The following is a 16,647-nucleotide window of genomic DNA, read 5'->3' on the forward strand; positions in this document are numbered from 1 at the left end:
CTACTTCTCCTGCTTCTCGGCGGCGCTCTGAACTCCGTCAGACGCAGTGCCGCTCATGTTGTCCTTCTCGTCGTCCTGATCGGTCACGACGAGTCCCTGCAGTGCCGCCCAACGGATGTCGACGGCGTCATGGTGGTGGTCCGGGTCGTCGTTCAGGCTGAGCCCGCAATCGGGGCACAGTCCGAGACAGTCCTCCCGGCACACCGGCTGCAGCGGCAGTGCGAGCACCACCACGTCGCGCAGCACGGGTTCGAGGTCGAACAAGCCGTCCTCAAGGTGAAGCGTGTCCTCGTCGTCCTCGGCGTCGTCGGCCGGCTCCGCTTGCGAGCGGCCCCGGTCGTCGGCGTCAGGGTACGAGAACATCTCCTGGAAGTCCGCCTTGAGCTCGCGCTCGACGGCCTCCAGACACCTTACGCACTCCCCCGCGGCCGTTCCACGGACGGTGCCTGTGACAAGCACCCCTTCCATGACCGACTCCATGCGGAGGTTGAGCTTCAGCGGGGCGCCTTCCGGCACTCCGATGACGCCGGCGAGACCGAGGTCCGCCGGTGCCGCGATCTCACGGGACAGCCGCTGCATGGCACCAGGACGCCGACCCAGCTCGTGCGTGTCGAACACGAGGGGGTTGCGGTGGTCGAGGCGGGTATTCAGGGCCATTCCTGCTTTCACAGATCGCTGAAGATCAAAGTTTCTGCCGCGCTAGGGCAGCATGGATCGCGGTGCATACGCGCGACCGAAGAGCCAGGATACCCGGCGGCGCGCTCAGCGCCCAATCCGGGCCTAGCGCCCCTGCTCGTACTGGCGCAGCTGGTCCAGATTGATCATGCTCGTGTCGAAGAAGCTGGTCTCGTCGAGCGCGGGCTGCTGCTGCCCCTGGGGGTGGTGGGCGACCGGCTGCTGCTGGTAGGCCGCGTAGGGGTCGGGCTGCTGCTCGTAGGGCATGGCGTACGGGTCCGGCTGCTGGACGGCCTGCTGCTGGTAGCCGTACGGGTCCTGGTAGGAGTACGCGTCCTGCTGCTGGGGTTGCTGGTAGGCGTAGGTGTCGTAGACCGGCTCCGACTGGACCTGCGCCGGGATCACCGGGGCCGCGGGGGCCACGGGGGCTTCCGGCTCCGCCAGGCCCGCCAGGAAGTCCGCGTCGCTCGACTGGCGGGACTGGTTCACGCCCGCCGCGTCCTGGGCGGCCATGTGCGCGCCGAGGTCGTCCGTGGGCACCCGGCCCAGCAGCTTCTGGCGGCCGCGGCCGACGGCCTCCAGGGTCGCGGAGAGCACCGCCTCGAAGGTCGCCAGCTTGGTGTCCACGTACGCGTCCGCCTGCTGCCGCTGCGTCTGCGGATCTTGGCTGCGCTCGGGCGCCTCGATGTCGTCGGGGTCCCCGTAGCCCTGCTCGTCCAGGCCCGGGCCGCGGCCCAGCAGCTTCTCGCGGCCGCGGTCCACCGACCCGATGGTCTTGCTGAGGACGACCTCGAAGTTCGCGAGCTTGCTGTCGACGTAGTCGTCGGCCTCGGCGCGGATCTCCTCGGCCTCCCGGCGGGCGTCCGCCAGGATCCGGTCCGCCTCGTTCTGGGACCGCCGCGCGACCTCGGTGTCGGAGATCAGCGAGCCGCGCTGGGCGTGCGCCGACTCGATGATCCGCTCCGCCTCCCGGCGGGCCTCCTCGACCATCTGCTCCCGGCCCCCGATGAGCTCCTGAGCCTGTGCGAGCGAGCCGGGCAGGGCCTGGCGTACCTCTTCGAGCTGGGCGAGGAGCTCCGCGCGGTTGATCACGCAGGAAGCGGACATGGGCATGGACCGGGCGCCGCCGACGGCCGCGACGATCTCGTCGAGCTTCTTCTGCACGTCCATGGGGGCTCGCACTCTCTCGGCCTCGGGCGGTTCCTGAGACGGACGGGACGACTGTAAGGCCACCGGGTGGACACCCGACACTGCCTGACGACCCGTCAGGCCGTCACTTGTTCCGCAGTCGTTCCATCAGCGCCGTGTGTACGTGCGCGGGCAGCAGGTGGGCGACATCGCCACCCCACGCCGCGACCTCCTTGACCAGCGAGGACGACAGGAAGCTGTAGGTGGGGTTGGTCGGCACGAACAGCGTTTCGACGCCCGACAGCCCCATGTTCATCTGGGCCATCTGGAGCTCGTAGTCGAAGTCGCTGACAGCGCGCAGGCCCTTGACGATGGCCGGGATGTCCCGCTGCTTGCAGAAGTCGACGAGCAGCCCGTGGAAGGACTCGACCTCGACGTTGCCGTAGTCGGCGGTCGCCTCGCGGATCAGCTCGATCCGCTCCTCGACGGTGAACAGCCCCTGCTTGGACTGGTTGATCATCACGGCGACGTGGACGACGTCGTAGAGCCTGGAGGCCCGGCCGATGATGTCGAGGTGTCCGTTGGTGATGGGGTCGAACGACCCCGGACAGACGGCGCGGCGCAACTTCAGTCCCTCGCTCTCCGGTGCGGACATCATGAACCTTCGCTGGTGAAGGCGGCGCGACCGTACCAAAGGGTGCCCTCGCCGTACTTACGGGACCGCAGCGGCTCGAAGCCGTCGGGCCACGGGAACGCGCCGCTCCTCGTGCTGCGTTCCACGGTGACGAGCGCATCGCCGGTGAGCCAGCCATTGGACCGGAGTGTGAGGAGGATCTCGCCAAGATCGTCGTGGTCGACGGCGTACGGCGGGTCCAGGAACACGATGTCGTACGGCTCCCCGTGTGCGGGGACGGCCACGATCTGCTCGGCCTTGCCGGACCGGAACTCGGCGCCGGGCAGGCCCAGCGTCTTGATGTTGTCCCGGATGGCCTTGGCGGCCTTCGCCTCGGACTCGACGAGCAGGGCGTGGGCCGCACCGCGCGAGAGGGCCTCCAGGCCGACCGCGCCGGAGCCGCCGTACAGGTCGAGCACACGCGCCCCTTCGACGCCGTGCAGCGACTCCCAGGTGGAGAAGAGGCCTTCGCGCATCCGGTCCGAGGTCGGGCGGGTGCCGGTGCCGGGTGGCACGGCCAGCCGTCGCCCGCCGGCGCTGCCGGCGATCACGCGGGTCATCTGGGGTCCTTCGGTGTGCGGGAGACGGGGGGGTACGCCGACTCCACGATAGGCCGTGCCCGCCCGGTCGCCCCCCTCGCAGGTCAGCCCTTCTCCAGGTACTGCTCGCGCTCGGTGTCCAGCAGGGCCTCCAGCGCGACCTTGAGGCCGGGCAGCCGCTCCAGCTCCGGGTCCTCGGCGACCACGCGGGTGGCCTCCTCCCGGGCCTGGGCGATGACCTCCTCGTCATCGATGACCGCGAGCATGCGCAGCGAGGAGCGGACGCCCGACTGGGCCTGGCCCAGCACGTCTCCCTCACGGCGCTGCTCCAGGTCGATGCGGGAGAGTTCGAAGCCGTCCAGGGTGGCGGCGACGGCCGCGAGCCGGGCCCTGGCGGGGCTGGCCTCGTGCATCTCGCTGACCAGCAGGCACAGGCCGGGTGCGGACCCGCGGCCGACGCGGCCGCGCAGCTGGTGGAGCTGGGAGACGCCGAACCGGTCGGCGTCCATGATCACCATGACCGTGGAGTTCGGCACGTTCACCCCGACCTCGATCACGGTGGTGGCGACGAGCACCTTGACCTCGCCGGCGGCGAAGCGCCGCATGACGTCGTCCTTGTCGGCGGGGTCCATCCGCCCGTGCAGCACCTCGACCGACAGTCCGGCGAGGGGGCCGCGCGTGAGCTGTTCGGCGATCTCCAGGACGGCGAGCGGCGGCCGCTTCTCGCTCTCGTCCTCGGCGGACTTCTTCTTCGGTTCCTCGTCCCCGTCTCCGATGCGCGGGCACACCACATACGCCTGGTGCCCGTTCTCGACCTCCTCGCGGACCCGCTCCCAGGCACGGGTCAGGAAGTGCGGCTTGTCCTTGGCGGGCACCACATGGGTGGCGATCGGGGAGCGCCCGGCCGGCAGCTGGTCCAGGACGGAGGTCTCCAGGTCGCCGAAGACGGTCATGGCGACGGTCCGCGGAATCGGGGTCGCGGTCATGACCAGCAGGTGCGGGGGCTGCTTCCCCTTGGAGCGCAGGGCGTCGCGCTGTTCCACGCCGAACCGGTGCTGTTCGTCGACCACGACCAGGCCGAGGTCGTGGAACTGCACCTTGTCCTCGATGAGCGCGTGGGTGCCGATCACGATCCCGGCCTCGCCGGTGACCAGGTCGAGCAGCGCCTGCCGCCGCGCCGGCATCCCCATCGAGCCGGTGAGCAGCACCACCTTGGTGCCCTGGTCGGAGCCGCCGAGCATGCCTCCCTCGGCCAGCTCGCCCATCATCTCGGTGATGGACCGGTGGTGCTGCTGCGCGAGCACCTCGGTGGGCGCGAGCATCGCGGCCTGCCCCCCGCAGTCCACGACGGCGAGCATCGCCCGCAGGGCGACCATGGTCTTGCCGCTGCCGACCTCGCCCTGGAGGAGGCGGTGCATGGGGTGGTCGGTGGCCAGATCGTCGAAGATCTCCTTCGAGACGGACTGCTGGCCCTCGGTGAGGGTGAAGGGCAGCTTGGCGTCGAAGGAGTCGAGCAGTCCGCCGGGCGTGGGGCGGCGGGGGACGGCCGGGAGCTGGGAGTCGGCGTGCCGGCGGCGGGCCAGGGCGACCTGGAGGACGAAGGCCTCGTCCCACTTCAGGCGCTGGCGGGCGTCCTCGATGTCGGCCTTGGTGACCGGGCGGTGGATCTTCAGCAGGGCCTCGGTGAGCGGGACCAGCCCGCGTCCCTCGCGCAGCGCGGGCGGCAGCGGGTCCACGGCCTCCTGGACGCTGGGCAGTACCGCGTCCACGCACTTCGCGATCTTCCAGGACTCCAACTGCTTGCAGGCCGGGTAGATCGGGATCAGCTGGTTGGCGAAGGCGGCCGCCGCGTCGGACTCCCCGGCCTCCGCGCCCAGCGGCTCGTACGCGGGGTGGGCCAGCTGGAGCTTGCGGTTGAACATCGAGACCTTGCCGGCGAACATCGCGCGGCTGCCCGGCAGCAGGTCCTTGTGCGGTTTGTGGACGCCCGCGCCGAAGAACACCAGATGGAGGCGGCCGCTGCCGTCCGTGATGGTGACTTCGAGGCGCTTGCCGCCGCCGCGGCTGCCCTGGTAGGTCAGGAGTCGCGCGTCGGCGACCTGCGCGACGACCGTCACGTGCTCGTCGATCTGGTCCGCGAGCTCCGCGAGGGAGGTCAGCTCGCCGCGCTCCGCGTACCGCCGGGGGTAGTGGTGGAGCAGATCCAGGGCCGTGTGCAGGCCGAGCTGCTCGGCCAGCACCTTGGCGGTGGCGGGGCCGAGCGTCTTCTTGAGGTCTTCGTCGAGGGCGGGCACGTGGCCCATCTTCCCCCCTGCGGGTGAAGACCGGCCAAGAGACGGCGAAGACACGCATCGGCGCACTACGATCGAGCTCTGTCTTCGGGCGGCGGTCAGGGCTTGGCCGTCACCAGGCTTCTTTGGAGCCGGGTGAGAAGCCGCCCTTCGGGGCGGAGGAGTCACTGCACACCATGGCGCTGACTGCGGGATGACCGATGGTGTGAGAGCAGGACCGCAGGACGCCGGCCGGAGACTCTTCTCCGGCCGGGCCCTTATTCCACCCCGATGAGCAGTGGCGCGGACCAGCGCCCGCCCCTGTAGGTGACGGTGTCCACGGCCAGGTGCCCGTGCTGTACGTACGCCTCCAGGCGCTCGGCGAGGGCGTCCGGGACCTCCGGTCCCAGGATCAGGGTGACGAGTTCGCCGCCGGAGCCGAGCATCCGCTCCAGGACCGCCTCGGCGGTCTCCGGCAGGCCCGCGCCGATGACCGCTACGTCGCCGTCGATGAGCCCGAGCACGTCCCCGGCCTGGCAGATGCCGGCGGAGGTGAAGGACTGCCGTTCGGCGACGGCCAGTTCCGCGTAGCGGGTGGCGCCGGCCGCGGCGGTCATGGCGACCACGTCCTCGTCGAAGCTGGCGTCCGGGTCGTGCACGGCGAGCGCGGCCAGGCCCTGGACCGCCGAGCGGGTGGGGATCACGGCCATCCGTACGCCGTCGGCACGGGCCTGCTCGGCGGCGGCGCCGGCGGCCGCGCGCCAGTCGGCGTCGTTCGGCAGCAGCACCACCTCGCGGGCGTGTGCGCGCCGGATGGCGTCGACCAGCTCCGCGACGGCCGGCGCCTCCCCGGGGCGGGCCAGCACGGTGGTCGCGCCGGCCTCCGCGCAGAGCCCGGCCAGCCCCTCGCCGGGGACCACGGCCACCACCGCCCGCTGGGCGCGCTCGACCCGGGCCCGGCGCCGCTCGTCGCCGAAGTGCGTGATGCGGATCCGGTACGGCCGCCCGGCGACCACCCCGGCCTCCACCGCCGCACCGGGATCGTCGACGTGGACGTGGACGTTCCACAGCCCTTCGCCGCCGACCACCACCAGGGAGTCACCGAGTCCGTCGAGCCGCGTGCGCAGTGCCCCGACCGCCGCGTCGGAGGCCTCCAGCAGGTAGATCACCTCGTACGCGGGCCCGCCCTGCTCCTGCGCGCACGGCTCGGCCGGCTGCGGCACGGGCACCGCCCGCCCGCGCACCGGCTCGGCGGCGGGCTCCTGCCCGGACAGCGCCTGCCACAGGGCCCCGAGTACGGCGACCAGCCCGCAGCCCCCGGCGTCGACCACCCCGGCGCGGCCCAGCGCGGCCAGTTGTCCCGGGGTCTCGGCCAGGGCTTCGCGGGCCCCGTCGTAGGCGGCCCGGGCCACGTCCGCGGCGGTCCCGGCGGCGGCCTGCGCGGCTTCACCGGCCCGCGCGGCAGCGGCAGCGACGGTGAGCATGGTGCCCTCCACCGGGTGGGCGACCGCCTGGTAGGCGGACTCCGCGGCCCGGGTCAGGGCCTGCGCCAGCAGCACGCCCGGCGCACGCCCCTCGGGCTCGGTTCCCAGTACGTCGGCCACTCCGCGCAGCAGCTGCGCGAGGATCGTCCCGGAGTTCCCCCGGGCGCCTATGAGTGCGCCGTGCGCGTAGGCCCGTACCGCCTGGGCCAGGGAGACGGCCCCTGCTGTGGAGTCCGTCACGCCCGGGGTCGCGTCGTGGGCGACGCCCGCGGCGGCGCTCCCGAAGGCCGCCTCCAGCGCGCGGTCGGCCGATTCGGCGGTCAGGTAGAGGTTGGTGCCGGTGTCGGCGTCCGCGACCGGGTAGACGTTGATCGCGTCGATGTCCTCGCGGGCCCGGCCCAGTGCGGCGAGGGCCAGCGAGCTCCAGGTGCGCACCGCTTCGGCGTCGAGGGTGTGCGGCTGAGGCGGGTGCGGCACCGAGCGTTCCTCCTTGTGCGGGCCAGGGTTCACCGCAGGGTAACGAAGCACGGCTCCAGCCCGAGGCCCCCGGGGCGGGGCCGGTGGAGGCCGTGGTAGTTTTCTTGGACCGACGCAGTCGTTGTATGCTGCTCCGGTTGCCCGATGAGAGTCGGGCCATTCCCCCGGCAAACCACTTCAGATCCCTGATTCCGGTGCGCCGGATTTCACTGTAAGTGCATCTGAAGTCTTTGGAGTGACCTGTGGCTGCCAACTGCGACGTTTGCGCCAAGGGGCCGAGCTTCGGCAACAACATCTCCCACTCGCACCGCCGCACCTCGCGTCGCTGGAACCCGAACATCCAGCGCGTCCGTGCCGTGGTCAGTGGGACGCCGAAGCGCCTCAACGTCTGCACCTCGTGCATCAAGGCCGGCAAGGTCTCGCGCTGACGCCACCCGTCGTAGCGCAGCTCTTTCCGGTTGCTGAGAAGGCCGGTCCACCTCGGTGGACCGGCCTCTTGCTTTGCCGAACCGGAAAAGCCGGCCCAGTGACAGTCACTGGGCCGGCTTTTTCGGTTCTGGGCGCTAGACGCTAGGCGCTAGGCGCGGAACCGCCACGCGTGGTCCACCGGCCCGATGCCTGCGCCCAGCGCGAAGCCGGCCGCGATGGCGCCCGTGACGTACTCCTTGGCCTCCGTGACGGCGGCCGGAACGGACAGCCCCTTCGCCAGGCCCGCCGCGATCGCGCTGGCCAGGGTGCAGCCCGTGCCGTGGGTGTGCCGGTTGTCGTGCCGGGGCGCCCGGAGCCAGTGCGCGTCGGCGCCGTCCGTCAGCAGGTCCACGGCCTCGTTCCCGTGGGCGGCGAGGTGCCCGCCCTTGATCAGCGCCCAGCGCGGCCCGTGTCCGAGGACCGCGTCGGCGGCCCGCCGCATGTCGTCCTCGGTCTCCACCACCACACCCGTGAGCTGCGCCACCTCGTCCAGATTCGGCGTGGCCACGGTGGCCCGCGGCAGCAGTTCCTTGCGTACGGCTTCCAGAGCCGAGGCCGCGAGAAGCGCGTCCCCGTGCTTGGAGACACCGACGGGGTCCACGACGGCCGGGGCCGGGGTGCCGGCCAACAGCTCGGCCACCGTCTCCACGAGGGCGGCGGAGGCCAGCATCCCGGTCTTCACCGCCTGGACGCCCATGTCGTCCGCCACGGCCCGGTACTGGCCCCTGACGGCGTCGGCGGGCAGCTCCCAGATGCCGCTGACCCCGAGCGAGTTCTGCGCGGTCACAGCGGTCACCACGCTCATCCCGTGGACGCCGAGCGCCAGCATCGTCTTGAGGTCCGCCTGGATGCCCGCGCCGCCGCCGGAGTCGGATCCGGCGACGGTCAGGCAGAGCGGCGGGGCGGGGGTCATCGCAGGGTCTCGTCGGCGGCCGGGTCGGCGCCGAAGTGGTCCCAGCCCCCGCTGCTGTGCCAGGGGGCGCCGTCGACGGTCACCTGGGGCTGCGCGGAGGGGTTCAGGACCTCTCCGATGACCTTCCAGCGGGCCGGCAGCTTCACGTCGGGCGGGAAGGTCGCCACGATGGCGTGGTCCTCTCCCCCGGTGAGCACCCACTGCAGCGGGTCCACGCCGACGGCCTGGCCGATGTCGTGCATCTGCGTCGGGATGTCGACGGACGCCGAGCGCAGGTCGATCCGTACCTTGCTGGCCTCGGCGATGTGCCCGAGGTCGGCGATCAGGCCGTCGCTGACGTCGGTCATGGCGGTGGCGCCGAGTCCGGCGGCCGCGGGGCCCGCGTGGTACGGCGGCTCGGGGCGCCGGTGCGCCTCGACGAAGGCCCGGGGGGAGCGGAAGCCGCGCGAGAGCACGGCGAAGCCGGCCGCGGACCAGCCGAGCCAGCCCGTGACGGCCACGACGTCGCCGGGCTGGGCGCCGGAGCGCAGCACGGGCTCGTGGTTGCGCAGGTCGCCGAGCGCGGTGATCGCGACGGTGATGGTGTCCCCGCGGACGACGTCTCCGCCGACCACGGCCGCGCCGGCGACCTGGCACTCGTCCCGGATGCCGTCCATCAGCTCGGTGGGCCAGGTGACCGGCAGCTCGGCCGGGACGACGAGGCCGAGCAGGAGCGCGGTCGGCACCGCGCCCATGGCGGCGATGTCGGCGAGGTTCTGCGCGGCGGCCTTGCGTCCGACGTCGTAGGCCGTGGACCAGTCGCGCCGGAAGTGCCGGCCTTCCAGCAGGATGTCCGTGCTGGCCACGACCCGCCGGTCGGGGGCCGACACCACCGCGGCGTCGTCGCCCGGCCCGAGCCGGACCGCCGGGGTGGTGGTGAGCCGTGAGGTGAGCTCCCGAATGAGCCCGAACTCCCCCAGCTCGCCCACAGTGCCCTTCATCGCTGTGCCCCTTCTTGCCCAGTCCGCTTGCGGTCGCGAGCCGTCACAGCTCTGGGTACCGTCAACAGATACGTCAACTTCTGCTCTCCGTGCGCCCCGCTGTGCGTGGAGCCGGGCTCGCGGGTCTCCCCGCGCGGCTCGGCGACGCGGTACCGTGGCGTCCCTTCTTCCCCGGGCCCACCCGCAGTCTCAGGGCCCACCCGAAGGTTAGGGGAAATGATCCTCGTGGCCGCCCTGGAGGTTCCGTGGTACAGGCGTACATCCTTATCCAGACCGAGGTGGGCAAGGCGTCGTTCGTCGCCGAGTCCATCGGCCAGATCCCGGGGGTGATCCAGGCCGAGGACGTGACGGGTCCGTACGACGTGATCGTGCGCGCCCAGGCCGACACCGTGGACGAGCTCGGCCGCATGGTCGTCGCCAAGGTCCAGCAGGTGGAGGGGATCACCCGCACCCTGACCTGCCCGGTGGTCCATCTGTAGCCCCCGTCTACTCTTGGCCGGTGATGTCCCTCCACCGCCGGCCCCTGCGTGTGCCCGCCATGCCTGTACTGGTCGCCTTGCTGGCCCTGCCGGGCTGTACCCCGGGTGATTCCGATGCCCGGGTGGATCCGCCGCCCACACCGCCCGCCGACGTCGCGGGGCTCTGTGCAGCGCTGCACAAGGAGCTCCCGGGGACGGTGGCCGGTCTGGCGCGGACCAGGACCGACCCCGAGTCGGATCTGACGGCCGCGTGGGGTGGCTCGGCGATCGTACTGCGGTGCGGTATCGCCAAGCCCCCCAAGATGGTGGATCCGGCGCAGAACGGCGTCGAGGTCAACGGTGTCCGCTGGCTGCTGGAGAAGCTCGACAACGGCGGTTTCCGGTTCACCACCGGGGCGCGGCTGGCGTACACGGAGGTCCGGGTCGACAAGGAGCATGCCACGGATGCGGGGATGCTGGTCGGGCTGTCCGCGGTCGTGGCCAAGACCGTGCCCCAGGGCATCTCCTCGTACTGAGCCCCGCCGTGCACCGACCGCACCACACCGACCGCCCGCCGGGATTCCCGGCGGGCGGTCGGTGTGTGCGGCGGCGGACGGCTGCTGGGGGTGTCCGGCGGGTCAGGGCCGGACACCCCTTAGCGCAGGCCGGTGGAGCGGCGCAGGGCGGCCTGGATCAGGCGGTCCACCAGCTCCGGGTATTCGATGCCCGACTCCTGCCACATGCGCGGGTACATCGAGATCGGCGTGAAACCGGGCATCGTGTTGATCTCGTTGATGACGAAGGTGCCGTCTTCCGTGAGGAAGAAGTCGGCGCGCACCAGGCCCTCGCAGGACGCGGCGTCGAAGGCCTCGACCGCGAGCCGCTGCACCTCGGCGGTCTGCTCGGGGGTGAGCGGCGCGGGCACGATTCCGGACGCGGAGTCGATGTACTTCGCCGAGAAGTCGTAGAAGTCGTGGCTGGAGACCGGCGGGATCTCGGCGGGCACGCTCGCGCGCGGCCCGTCCTCGAACTCCAGCACCCCGCACTCGATCTCGCGGCCGCGCAGCAGCGCCTCCACGATGATCTTCGGGTCGTGGCGCCGGGCCTCCTTGACGGCGGCGTCCAGGCCGGAGGCGTCGTCGACCTTGGTGATGCCGATGGAGGATCCGGCCCGGGCGGGCTTGATGAACAGGGGCCAGCCGTGCTCCGCGGCGAAGTCCAGGATCTTGCCGCGGGCGGCGTCCTGGTCGGCTTCCCACTCGCGGGGCCGGACGGTCAGGTACGGGCCGACGTTCAGCCCGAAGGACGTGAACACCCGCTTCATGTAGTCCTTGTCCTGGCCGACCGCCGAGGCGAGGACGCCCGAACCGACGTACGGGATGCCGCTGAGCTCCAGGAGGCCCTGGAGGGTGCCGTCCTCGCCGTACGGACCGTGCAGCACGGGGAAGACGACGTCGACCTCGCCCAGGGCCTTGGGGACGGCGCCCGGCTCGGTGTAGACGACCTCGCGGTTGGCCGGGTCGACGGAGAGCACGACGGCGCCGTCCTCGGATTCGGCGAGCTCGGCGACGTTCGGGAGCTTCCGGTCGGCGATGGCCATCCGGGAGGGCTCGTCGGCGGTCAGCGCCCACCGGCCGTCCGTGGTGATGCCGATGGGCAGCACCTCGTACTTGGACCGGTCGATGGAGCGCAGCACGGCGCCCGCCGTGACGACCGAGATGGCGTGTTCCGAGCTGCGGCCGCCGAACACGACGGCCACGCGGGGCTTGCGGCCCTGCTGCTCAGGGGTCTGGGGGAGGTTCTCGCTGCTCATATCGCCACGAGGGTACCCGCTCAGACGTCCGGAAAGGAGTCAGCGCCGTTCCGGTTTGGCGCTGCGCGCCATCAGTTCCTTGAGCGCGACCAGCGGAGGCTTGCCGTGGTGGACGATGTCGACGACGGTGTCGGTGATCGGCATGTCCACCCCGTGGCGGCGGGCCAGATCGGCCACCGACTGGCACGACTTGACCCCTTCGGCCGTCTGCTTGGTGACCGCGATCGTCTCCTCCAGGGTCATCCCGCGGCCCAGATTGGTGCCGAAGGTGTGGTTCCGGGAGAGCGGCGAGGAGCAGGTGGCGACCAGGTCGCCGAGGCCCGCGAGGCCGGAGAAGGTGAGCGGGTCGGCGCCCATCGCGAGGCCCAGTCGGGTCGCTTCGGCGAGGCCGCGGGTGATGAGCGAGCCCTTGGTGTTGTCGCCCAGGCCCATGCCGTCCGCGATGCCGACGGCGAGGCCGATGACGTTCTTGACGGCGCCGCCGAGTTCGCAGCCGATGACGTCGGTGCTCGTGTACGGGCGGAAGTACGGAGTGTGGCAGGCGGCCTGGAGGCGCTGCGCCACGGCCTCGTCCACGCAGGCCACCACGGAGGCGGCGGGCTGGCGGGCGGCGATCTCGCGGGCCAGGTTGGGGCCGGTGACCACGGCCACGCGCTCGGCGGGGACCTTGGCCACCTCCTCGATGACCTCGCTCATCCGCTTGGCGGTGCCGAGTTCGATGCCCTTCATCAGGGAGACCAGCACGGCGTCGGCGGGCAGCAGCGGTGCCCATTCGGCGAGGTTGCCGCGCAGGGTCTGGGAGGGGATGGCGAGAACCGCGAAGTCGGCTCCCCGTGCGGCCTCGGCCGCGTCGGTGGTGGCCCGCATGTTCGCGGGGAGTTCGACGTCGGGGAAGTAGTCCGGGTTGGTCCGGCCGGTGTTGATGGCATCGACCAGCTCCTGGCGGCGGCCCCACAGGGTCACCTCGCAGCCGGCGTCGGCGAGCACCATGCCGAAGGCCGTGCCCCAGGAGCCGGTTCCGTAGACGGCCGCCTTGACGGGACGTGTCACTTCTTGCCCTCCCCCGCGGCGTTGCGCCGCTGCTGAGCCCTGGCATTGCGATGGTCGTACGTCTGCGCGGGAGCGGTCTCGCCGCGCAGTTCCTCCAGCAGCCCCGTGATGGCCGCCATGATGACCTCGGTGGCCTCCTTGAGCACGTCCGGGGTGTGTTCCCGGTCGTAGAACGCGGAGAGGTCCACGGGCGGTCCGGCGAGCACCTGGAGGGTTTTCCTCGGGAACAGCCGGACCTTGTTCTCCTTGGCGTAGGGCGGCATCGCGAGATTCGCGCCCCACTGGGCCACCGGAATGACGGGCGCCCTGGTGATCAGCGCGACGCGGGCGGCGCCGGTCTTGCCGGCCATCGGCCACATGTCGGGGTCGCGGGTGAGGGTGCCTTCCGGGTAAAAGGCCACGCATTCGCCGCTCTCGATGGCGGTCACGGCGGCCCGGAATGCGTCCAGGGCGTTGGTGGTCTCCCGGTAGACGGGGATCTGCCCGGACCCGCGAAGGATCATGCCGACGAAAGGCACCTTGAAGAGGCCGGCCTTCGCGAGCAATCGGGGCACTCGGCCGGTGTTGTACTGGAAGTGCGCGTAGGAGAGCGGGTCCAGATACGAGTTGTGATTGACGGCGGTGATAAAACCGCCCTCGGCCGGAATGTGCTCCATTCCCCGCCAGTCCCGCTTGAAGAGCACTACCAGCGGCGGTTTCGCGATGACCGCCGCCAGGCGGTACCAGAAGCCGATTCTGCGGCGGGACACTCGGACACCTTCCTCTAGGACCGGTGCGCGGCTTGGGCACCCCTTCGGCAGTGTGGCCTCCGGTCCGGTCTCTGTCGAGGACACCGTACGCCCCGCTCGAGGCACCGGACCCCAGGGTTGCCCGGGCGGAGGCGACAATGGGCACACGCATGACCCGGCCATTGCCTGACCATGGCCTACGCATGTGCGAGCGCGCACCGGAGGGAAGGGGTCCGTCACGAACGCCGTCTGGAGTCTGGTGGTCCCGCTGAAGCCCCTGGCGGTGGCCAAGAGCCGTCTCGCGGCAGCCGTGGGCGCGTCCCGTCCGGGGCTCGCCCTGGCGTTCGCGCAGGACACCGTGGCGGGGGCGCTGGCCTGCGCGGCGGTCTCGGATGTGGTGGTCGTCACGGACGACGCCCGGGCCGGGGCGGAACTGGCCCGCCTCGGCGCGCGGATCGTACGGGACGCCCCGGGCGCCGGGCTCAACGCGGCGCTGGCCCACGGGGAGCGGGAGATACGCACGGGAAGGCCGGGTTCGGCGGTGGCAGCGATGAACGCGGATCTGCCGGCCTTGCGGCCACCGGAATTGCTACGCGTGCTCGAAACCGCTTCGGCATTTCCCCGGGCATTTCTGGCGGATGCGGCGGGAATCGGGACGACCCTGCTTTCCGCTGCTCCGGACGTGGAATTGGCCCCCTCGTTCGGCGGGCCGTCGCGGGCCCGGCATTCGGCCTCCGGGGCGGTGGAAATGGCCCTGGCGGGTGTCGACAGCGTGCGCCGGGACGTGGACACGGGGGCGGATCTGCGGACCGCACTCACACTCGGCGTCGGCCGTCACACGGCCCGATACAGTGCCCGTATGCAGGCGACCGCGTATACGTACGACTCCCAGACCCGCAGCGGCAGTGTGCTGCTGGACGACGGCACCCCGGTGCCCTTCGAGGCACCGGCGTTCGACGCGGGCGGCCTGCGGCTGCTGCGCCCCGGGCAGCGGGTCCGGATCGAGACGGACGGCGAGGGCGCGGACCTGCGGATCACGCTGATCACCCTGCAGACCTTCTGAACAGACTCCTGAACAGCCCTCTGAACAGACCTCTGAACAGACTTCTGGGCAGACCTTCCGGCCTGCCCGGCTGACCTGCGAGAACAGCCGGAGAAAGCACCGCGGGCCGGCTTCCCCAGCAGGGGGAAGCCGGCCCGGCGTGTGTGACTCGTGGCCTTACTTCTTGCGGGCCGTGGTCTTCTTCGCGGTGGTCTTGCGCGCCGTCGCCTTCTTGGCCGGCGCCGTGGTCTTCGCGGTGGCCTTCTTGGCCGCCGGAGCCGTCTTCTTGGCCGTGGCGGTGGTCTTCTTCGCCGTGGTCGCGGCCTTCTTGGCCGTGGTGGCCTTCTTGGCCGCCGTGGTCTTCGCGGTGGCGGTCTTGGCGACCGTCTTCTTCGCGGTGGGGGTGGTCTTCTTGGCGGTGGTCTTCTTCGCGACCGCGGTCTTGGCCGCCGCCTTCTTGGCGGTGGTGGCCTTCTTGGCCGCGGCCTTCTTGACCGTCGCGGAAGCACCGCCGGTGAGGCTGCCCTTGGGCGCCTTCTTCACCGACACCTCGCCGCCCTTGGGCAGCTTCTTGGTGCCTGCGACCAGGTCCTTGAAGCCCTGGCCCGCGCGGAAGCGGGGAACCGAGGTCTTCTTGACCCGGACGCGCTCACCCGTCTGGGGGTTGCGGGCGTAACGGGCCGGGCGGTCCACCTTCTCGAACGAGCCGAAGCCCGTGACCGAGACCCGGTCCCCCGCGACAACCGCGCGGACCATGGCGTCCAGTACCGCGTCGACAGCGTCCGCGGCCTGCTGGCGGCCGCCAACCTTGTCGGCAATCGCTTCTACGAGCTGCGCCTTGTTCACGTCTTCCCCTTCGGAGACTTCGCCAGAACGAATGTGTTCAAGCTTATTTCGCACGTTAGGCGGATATATACCGCAAATCAAACACGAAACGGGCTAATCACCCTAGTGCCGCAACGTTGTAGGTCGTTACGGAGTTCCTTCGCATCAGTCGCCTTCAGGGAATCGACCCTCGTCGAGGTCCTTCATCAACCTGTCCAGGCGCCTTGCCGCATCGGCGAGATCATGCTTCGCCGCGGCCGTGACGACCAACAGCTTCCGGGACAGCGCCATCCTTACGCCCTCCGGGACTTGCAGCGCGCGCACCCTGGTGTGTGCTTCTTTCAATCGGTTCGCGACGAGTTCGTAGAGCTCAAGTTGACTGTCGCGTTCCATGCACAGATTGTGCCATCTGGGGCGAGTTGTCGCCTCACGGGGCCTCAACACACGGCTGTGCCCCCCGCCGGAGGGCGGGGGGCACAGTGTTGCCGATGTGATCACCCGAGGGTGAATAAGCGCTGATCAGGCCCGAATCAGACCCGAATCGTGCGCGGCTTGAAGCCGGGCCGGACGCCTTCGTACGTGGCGATGTCAGCTTCGTTCTGAAGGGTGAGTGAGATGTCGTCCAGGCCCTCCAGCAGACGCCAGCGGGCGTTGTCGTCGAGCTCGAACTCCGCCTCGACGCCTTCCGCTCGGACCTGGCGGGCGACCAGGTCGACCGTGATCTCGGCGGTGGGGTCGGCCTCGGTCAGCTCCCACAGCTTGTCGACGGTCTCCTGGGGCAGGACGACGGTCAGCAGACCGTTCTTCAGCGAGTTGCCGCGGAAGATGTCGGCGAAGCGGGAGGAGATGACCGTCTTGAAGCCGAAGTTCTGCAGGGCCCAGACGGCGTGCTCACGCGAGGAACCGGTACCGAAGTCGGGGCCCGCGACCAGCACGGTCGCGCCGGCGCGCTCCGGGCGGTTCGTGATGAACTCCGGGTCCTTGCGCCAGGCCTCGAAGAGCCCGTCCTCGAACCCGTCGCGGGTGATCTTCTTCAGCCAGTGGGCCGGGATGATCTGGTCGGTGTCGACGTTGCTGCGGCGCAGCGGTACGGCCCGGCCGGTGTGGGTGGTGAAGGCTTCCAT

Annotated in this window: 17 protein-coding genes and 1 pseudogene; 4 read left to right on the forward strand and 14 right to left on the reverse strand. The window is 70.9% G+C overall.

Annotation, left to right across the window (positions count from 1 at the left end; genetic code table 11):
• The 6 genes from J7I97_RS08110 to J7I97_RS08135 all read right to left on the reverse strand — a co-directional run bounded on the left by J7I97_RS08110 (nt 1) and on the right by J7I97_RS08135 (nt 7,246).
• Entirely contained in the window at nt 1-657 is a 657-nt protein-coding gene (locus J7I97_RS08110; RefSeq protein ID WP_214932185.1) for a DUF177 domain-containing protein, read from the reverse strand.
• Between the two features lie 123 nt (nt 658-780).
• Nucleotides 781-1,845, reverse strand: coding sequence for a DivIVA domain-containing protein (locus tag J7I97_RS08115; RefSeq protein WP_214932188.1), 1,065 nt, complete (start codon nt 1,843-1,845; stop codon nt 781-783).
• 103 nt (nt 1,846-1,948) lie between these two features.
• Nucleotides 1,949-2,428 (reverse strand): pantetheine-phosphate adenylyltransferase, encoded by a 480-nt coding sequence (gene coaD / locus J7I97_RS08120; protein ID WP_214932356.1) that lies wholly within the window; start codon nt 2,426-2,428, stop codon nt 1,949-1,951.
• Nucleotides 2,429-2,457: 29 nt separating this feature from the next.
• Nucleotides 2,458-3,036, reverse strand: coding sequence for a 16S rRNA (guanine(966)-N(2))-methyltransferase RsmD (rsmD, locus tag J7I97_RS08125; RefSeq protein ID WP_214932191.1), 579 nt, complete (start codon nt 3,034-3,036; stop codon nt 2,458-2,460).
• Nucleotides 3,037-3,119: 83 nt separating this feature from the next.
• On the reverse strand, nt 3,120-5,318 hold the full coding sequence (gene recG / locus J7I97_RS08130; RefSeq protein ID WP_214932194.1) for an ATP-dependent DNA helicase RecG: 2,199 nt from the start codon (nt 5,316-5,318) through the stop codon (nt 3,120-3,122).
• Between the two features lie 245 nt (nt 5,319-5,563).
• A complete protein-coding gene (locus J7I97_RS08135) occupies nt 5,564-7,246 on the reverse strand; it encodes a DAK2 domain-containing protein (RefSeq protein ID WP_214932197.1) in 1,683 nt (560 codons plus the stop codon).
• Between the two features lie 242 nt (nt 7,247-7,488).
• On the opposite strand from J7I97_RS08135, the gene rpmB reads away from it, so the two are divergent.
• Nucleotides 7,489-7,674, forward strand: coding sequence for a 50S ribosomal protein L28 (gene rpmB, locus J7I97_RS08140; protein WP_048475950.1), 186 nt, complete (start codon nt 7,489-7,491; stop codon nt 7,672-7,674).
• Between the two features lie 149 nt (nt 7,675-7,823).
• On the opposite strand, the gene thiD is transcribed toward rpmB, so the two are convergent.
• Both thiD and J7I97_RS08150 read right to left on the reverse strand, forming a co-directional pair.
• Nucleotides 7,824-8,627, reverse strand: a complete 804-nt coding sequence (gene thiD / locus J7I97_RS08145; RefSeq protein ID WP_214932199.1) for a bifunctional hydroxymethylpyrimidine kinase/phosphomethylpyrimidine kinase — start codon at nt 8,625-8,627, stop codon at nt 7,824-7,826.
• A complete protein-coding gene (locus J7I97_RS08150; protein ID WP_214932201.1) occupies nt 8,624-9,607 on the reverse strand; it encodes a thiamine-phosphate kinase in 984 nt (327 codons plus the stop codon). Before J7I97_RS08150 ends, thiD begins: the two co-directional genes overlap by 4 nt.
• A 245-nt stretch (nt 9,608-9,852) precedes the next feature.
• Between J7I97_RS08150 and J7I97_RS08155 the strand changes: the two genes are divergently transcribed.
• Complete coding sequence (locus J7I97_RS08155) at nt 9,853-10,086, forward strand: Lrp/AsnC family transcriptional regulator (protein ID WP_030028650.1); 234 nt, start codon at nt 9,853-9,855, stop codon at nt 10,084-10,086.
• A 59-nt stretch (nt 10,087-10,145) separates the two neighbouring features.
• Nucleotides 10,146-10,601, forward strand: coding sequence for a DUF3515 domain-containing protein (locus J7I97_RS08160; RefSeq protein WP_308369297.1), 456 nt, complete (start codon nt 10,146-10,148; stop codon nt 10,599-10,601).
• Between the two features lie 119 nt (nt 10,602-10,720).
• Here J7I97_RS08160 and J7I97_RS08165 read toward each other — a convergent pair whose 3' ends face one another.
• The 3 genes from J7I97_RS08165 to J7I97_RS08175 are packed head-to-tail and all read right to left on the reverse strand — an operon-like array spanning nt 10,721 to nt 13,677.
• On the reverse strand, nt 10,721-11,878 hold the full coding sequence (locus J7I97_RS08165) for a D-alanine--D-alanine ligase family protein (protein WP_214932207.1): 1,158 nt from the start codon (nt 11,876-11,878) through the stop codon (nt 10,721-10,723).
• A gap of 39 nt (nt 11,879-11,917) precedes the next feature.
• Nucleotides 11,918-12,928, reverse strand: a complete 1,011-nt coding sequence (locus J7I97_RS08170) for an NAD(P)H-dependent glycerol-3-phosphate dehydrogenase (protein WP_214932209.1) — start codon at nt 12,926-12,928, stop codon at nt 11,918-11,920.
• A complete protein-coding gene (locus J7I97_RS08175) occupies nt 12,925-13,677 on the reverse strand; it encodes a 1-acyl-sn-glycerol-3-phosphate acyltransferase (RefSeq protein ID WP_214932211.1) in 753 nt (250 codons plus the stop codon). The genes J7I97_RS08170 and J7I97_RS08175 overlap by 4 nt, the downstream gene beginning before the upstream one ends.
• 184 nt (nt 13,678-13,861) lie before the next feature.
• Between J7I97_RS08175 and cofC the strand changes: the two are divergent.
• Nucleotides 13,862-14,512, forward strand: a pseudogene (gene cofC / locus J7I97_RS08180) (2-phospho-L-lactate guanylyltransferase); the annotation flags it as partial.
• 363 nt (nt 14,513-14,875) lie between these two features.
• On the opposite strand, the gene J7I97_RS08185 reads toward cofC, so the two are convergent.
• From J7I97_RS08185 to leuD, 3 genes are all read right to left on the reverse strand, one after another.
• The gene (locus tag J7I97_RS08185) at nt 14,876-15,544 is read right to left on the reverse strand and encodes an HU family DNA-binding protein (protein ID WP_214932214.1); all 669 of its coding nucleotides are present in this window, start codon (nt 15,542-15,544) and stop codon (nt 14,876-14,878) included.
• Between the two features lie 144 nt (nt 15,545-15,688).
• A complete protein-coding gene (locus J7I97_RS08190) occupies nt 15,689-15,916 on the reverse strand; it encodes a hypothetical protein (RefSeq protein WP_214932217.1) in 228 nt (75 codons plus the stop codon).
• A 137-nt stretch (nt 15,917-16,053) separates the two neighbouring features.
• Entirely contained in the window at nt 16,054-16,647 is a 594-nt protein-coding gene (gene leuD / locus J7I97_RS08195) for a 3-isopropylmalate dehydratase small subunit (RefSeq protein WP_214932220.1), read from the reverse strand.

This window comes from Streptomyces sp. ISL-87 (assembly GCF_018614095.1).
Lineage (GTDB): Bacteria > Actinomycetota > Actinomycetes > Streptomycetales > Streptomycetaceae > Streptomyces.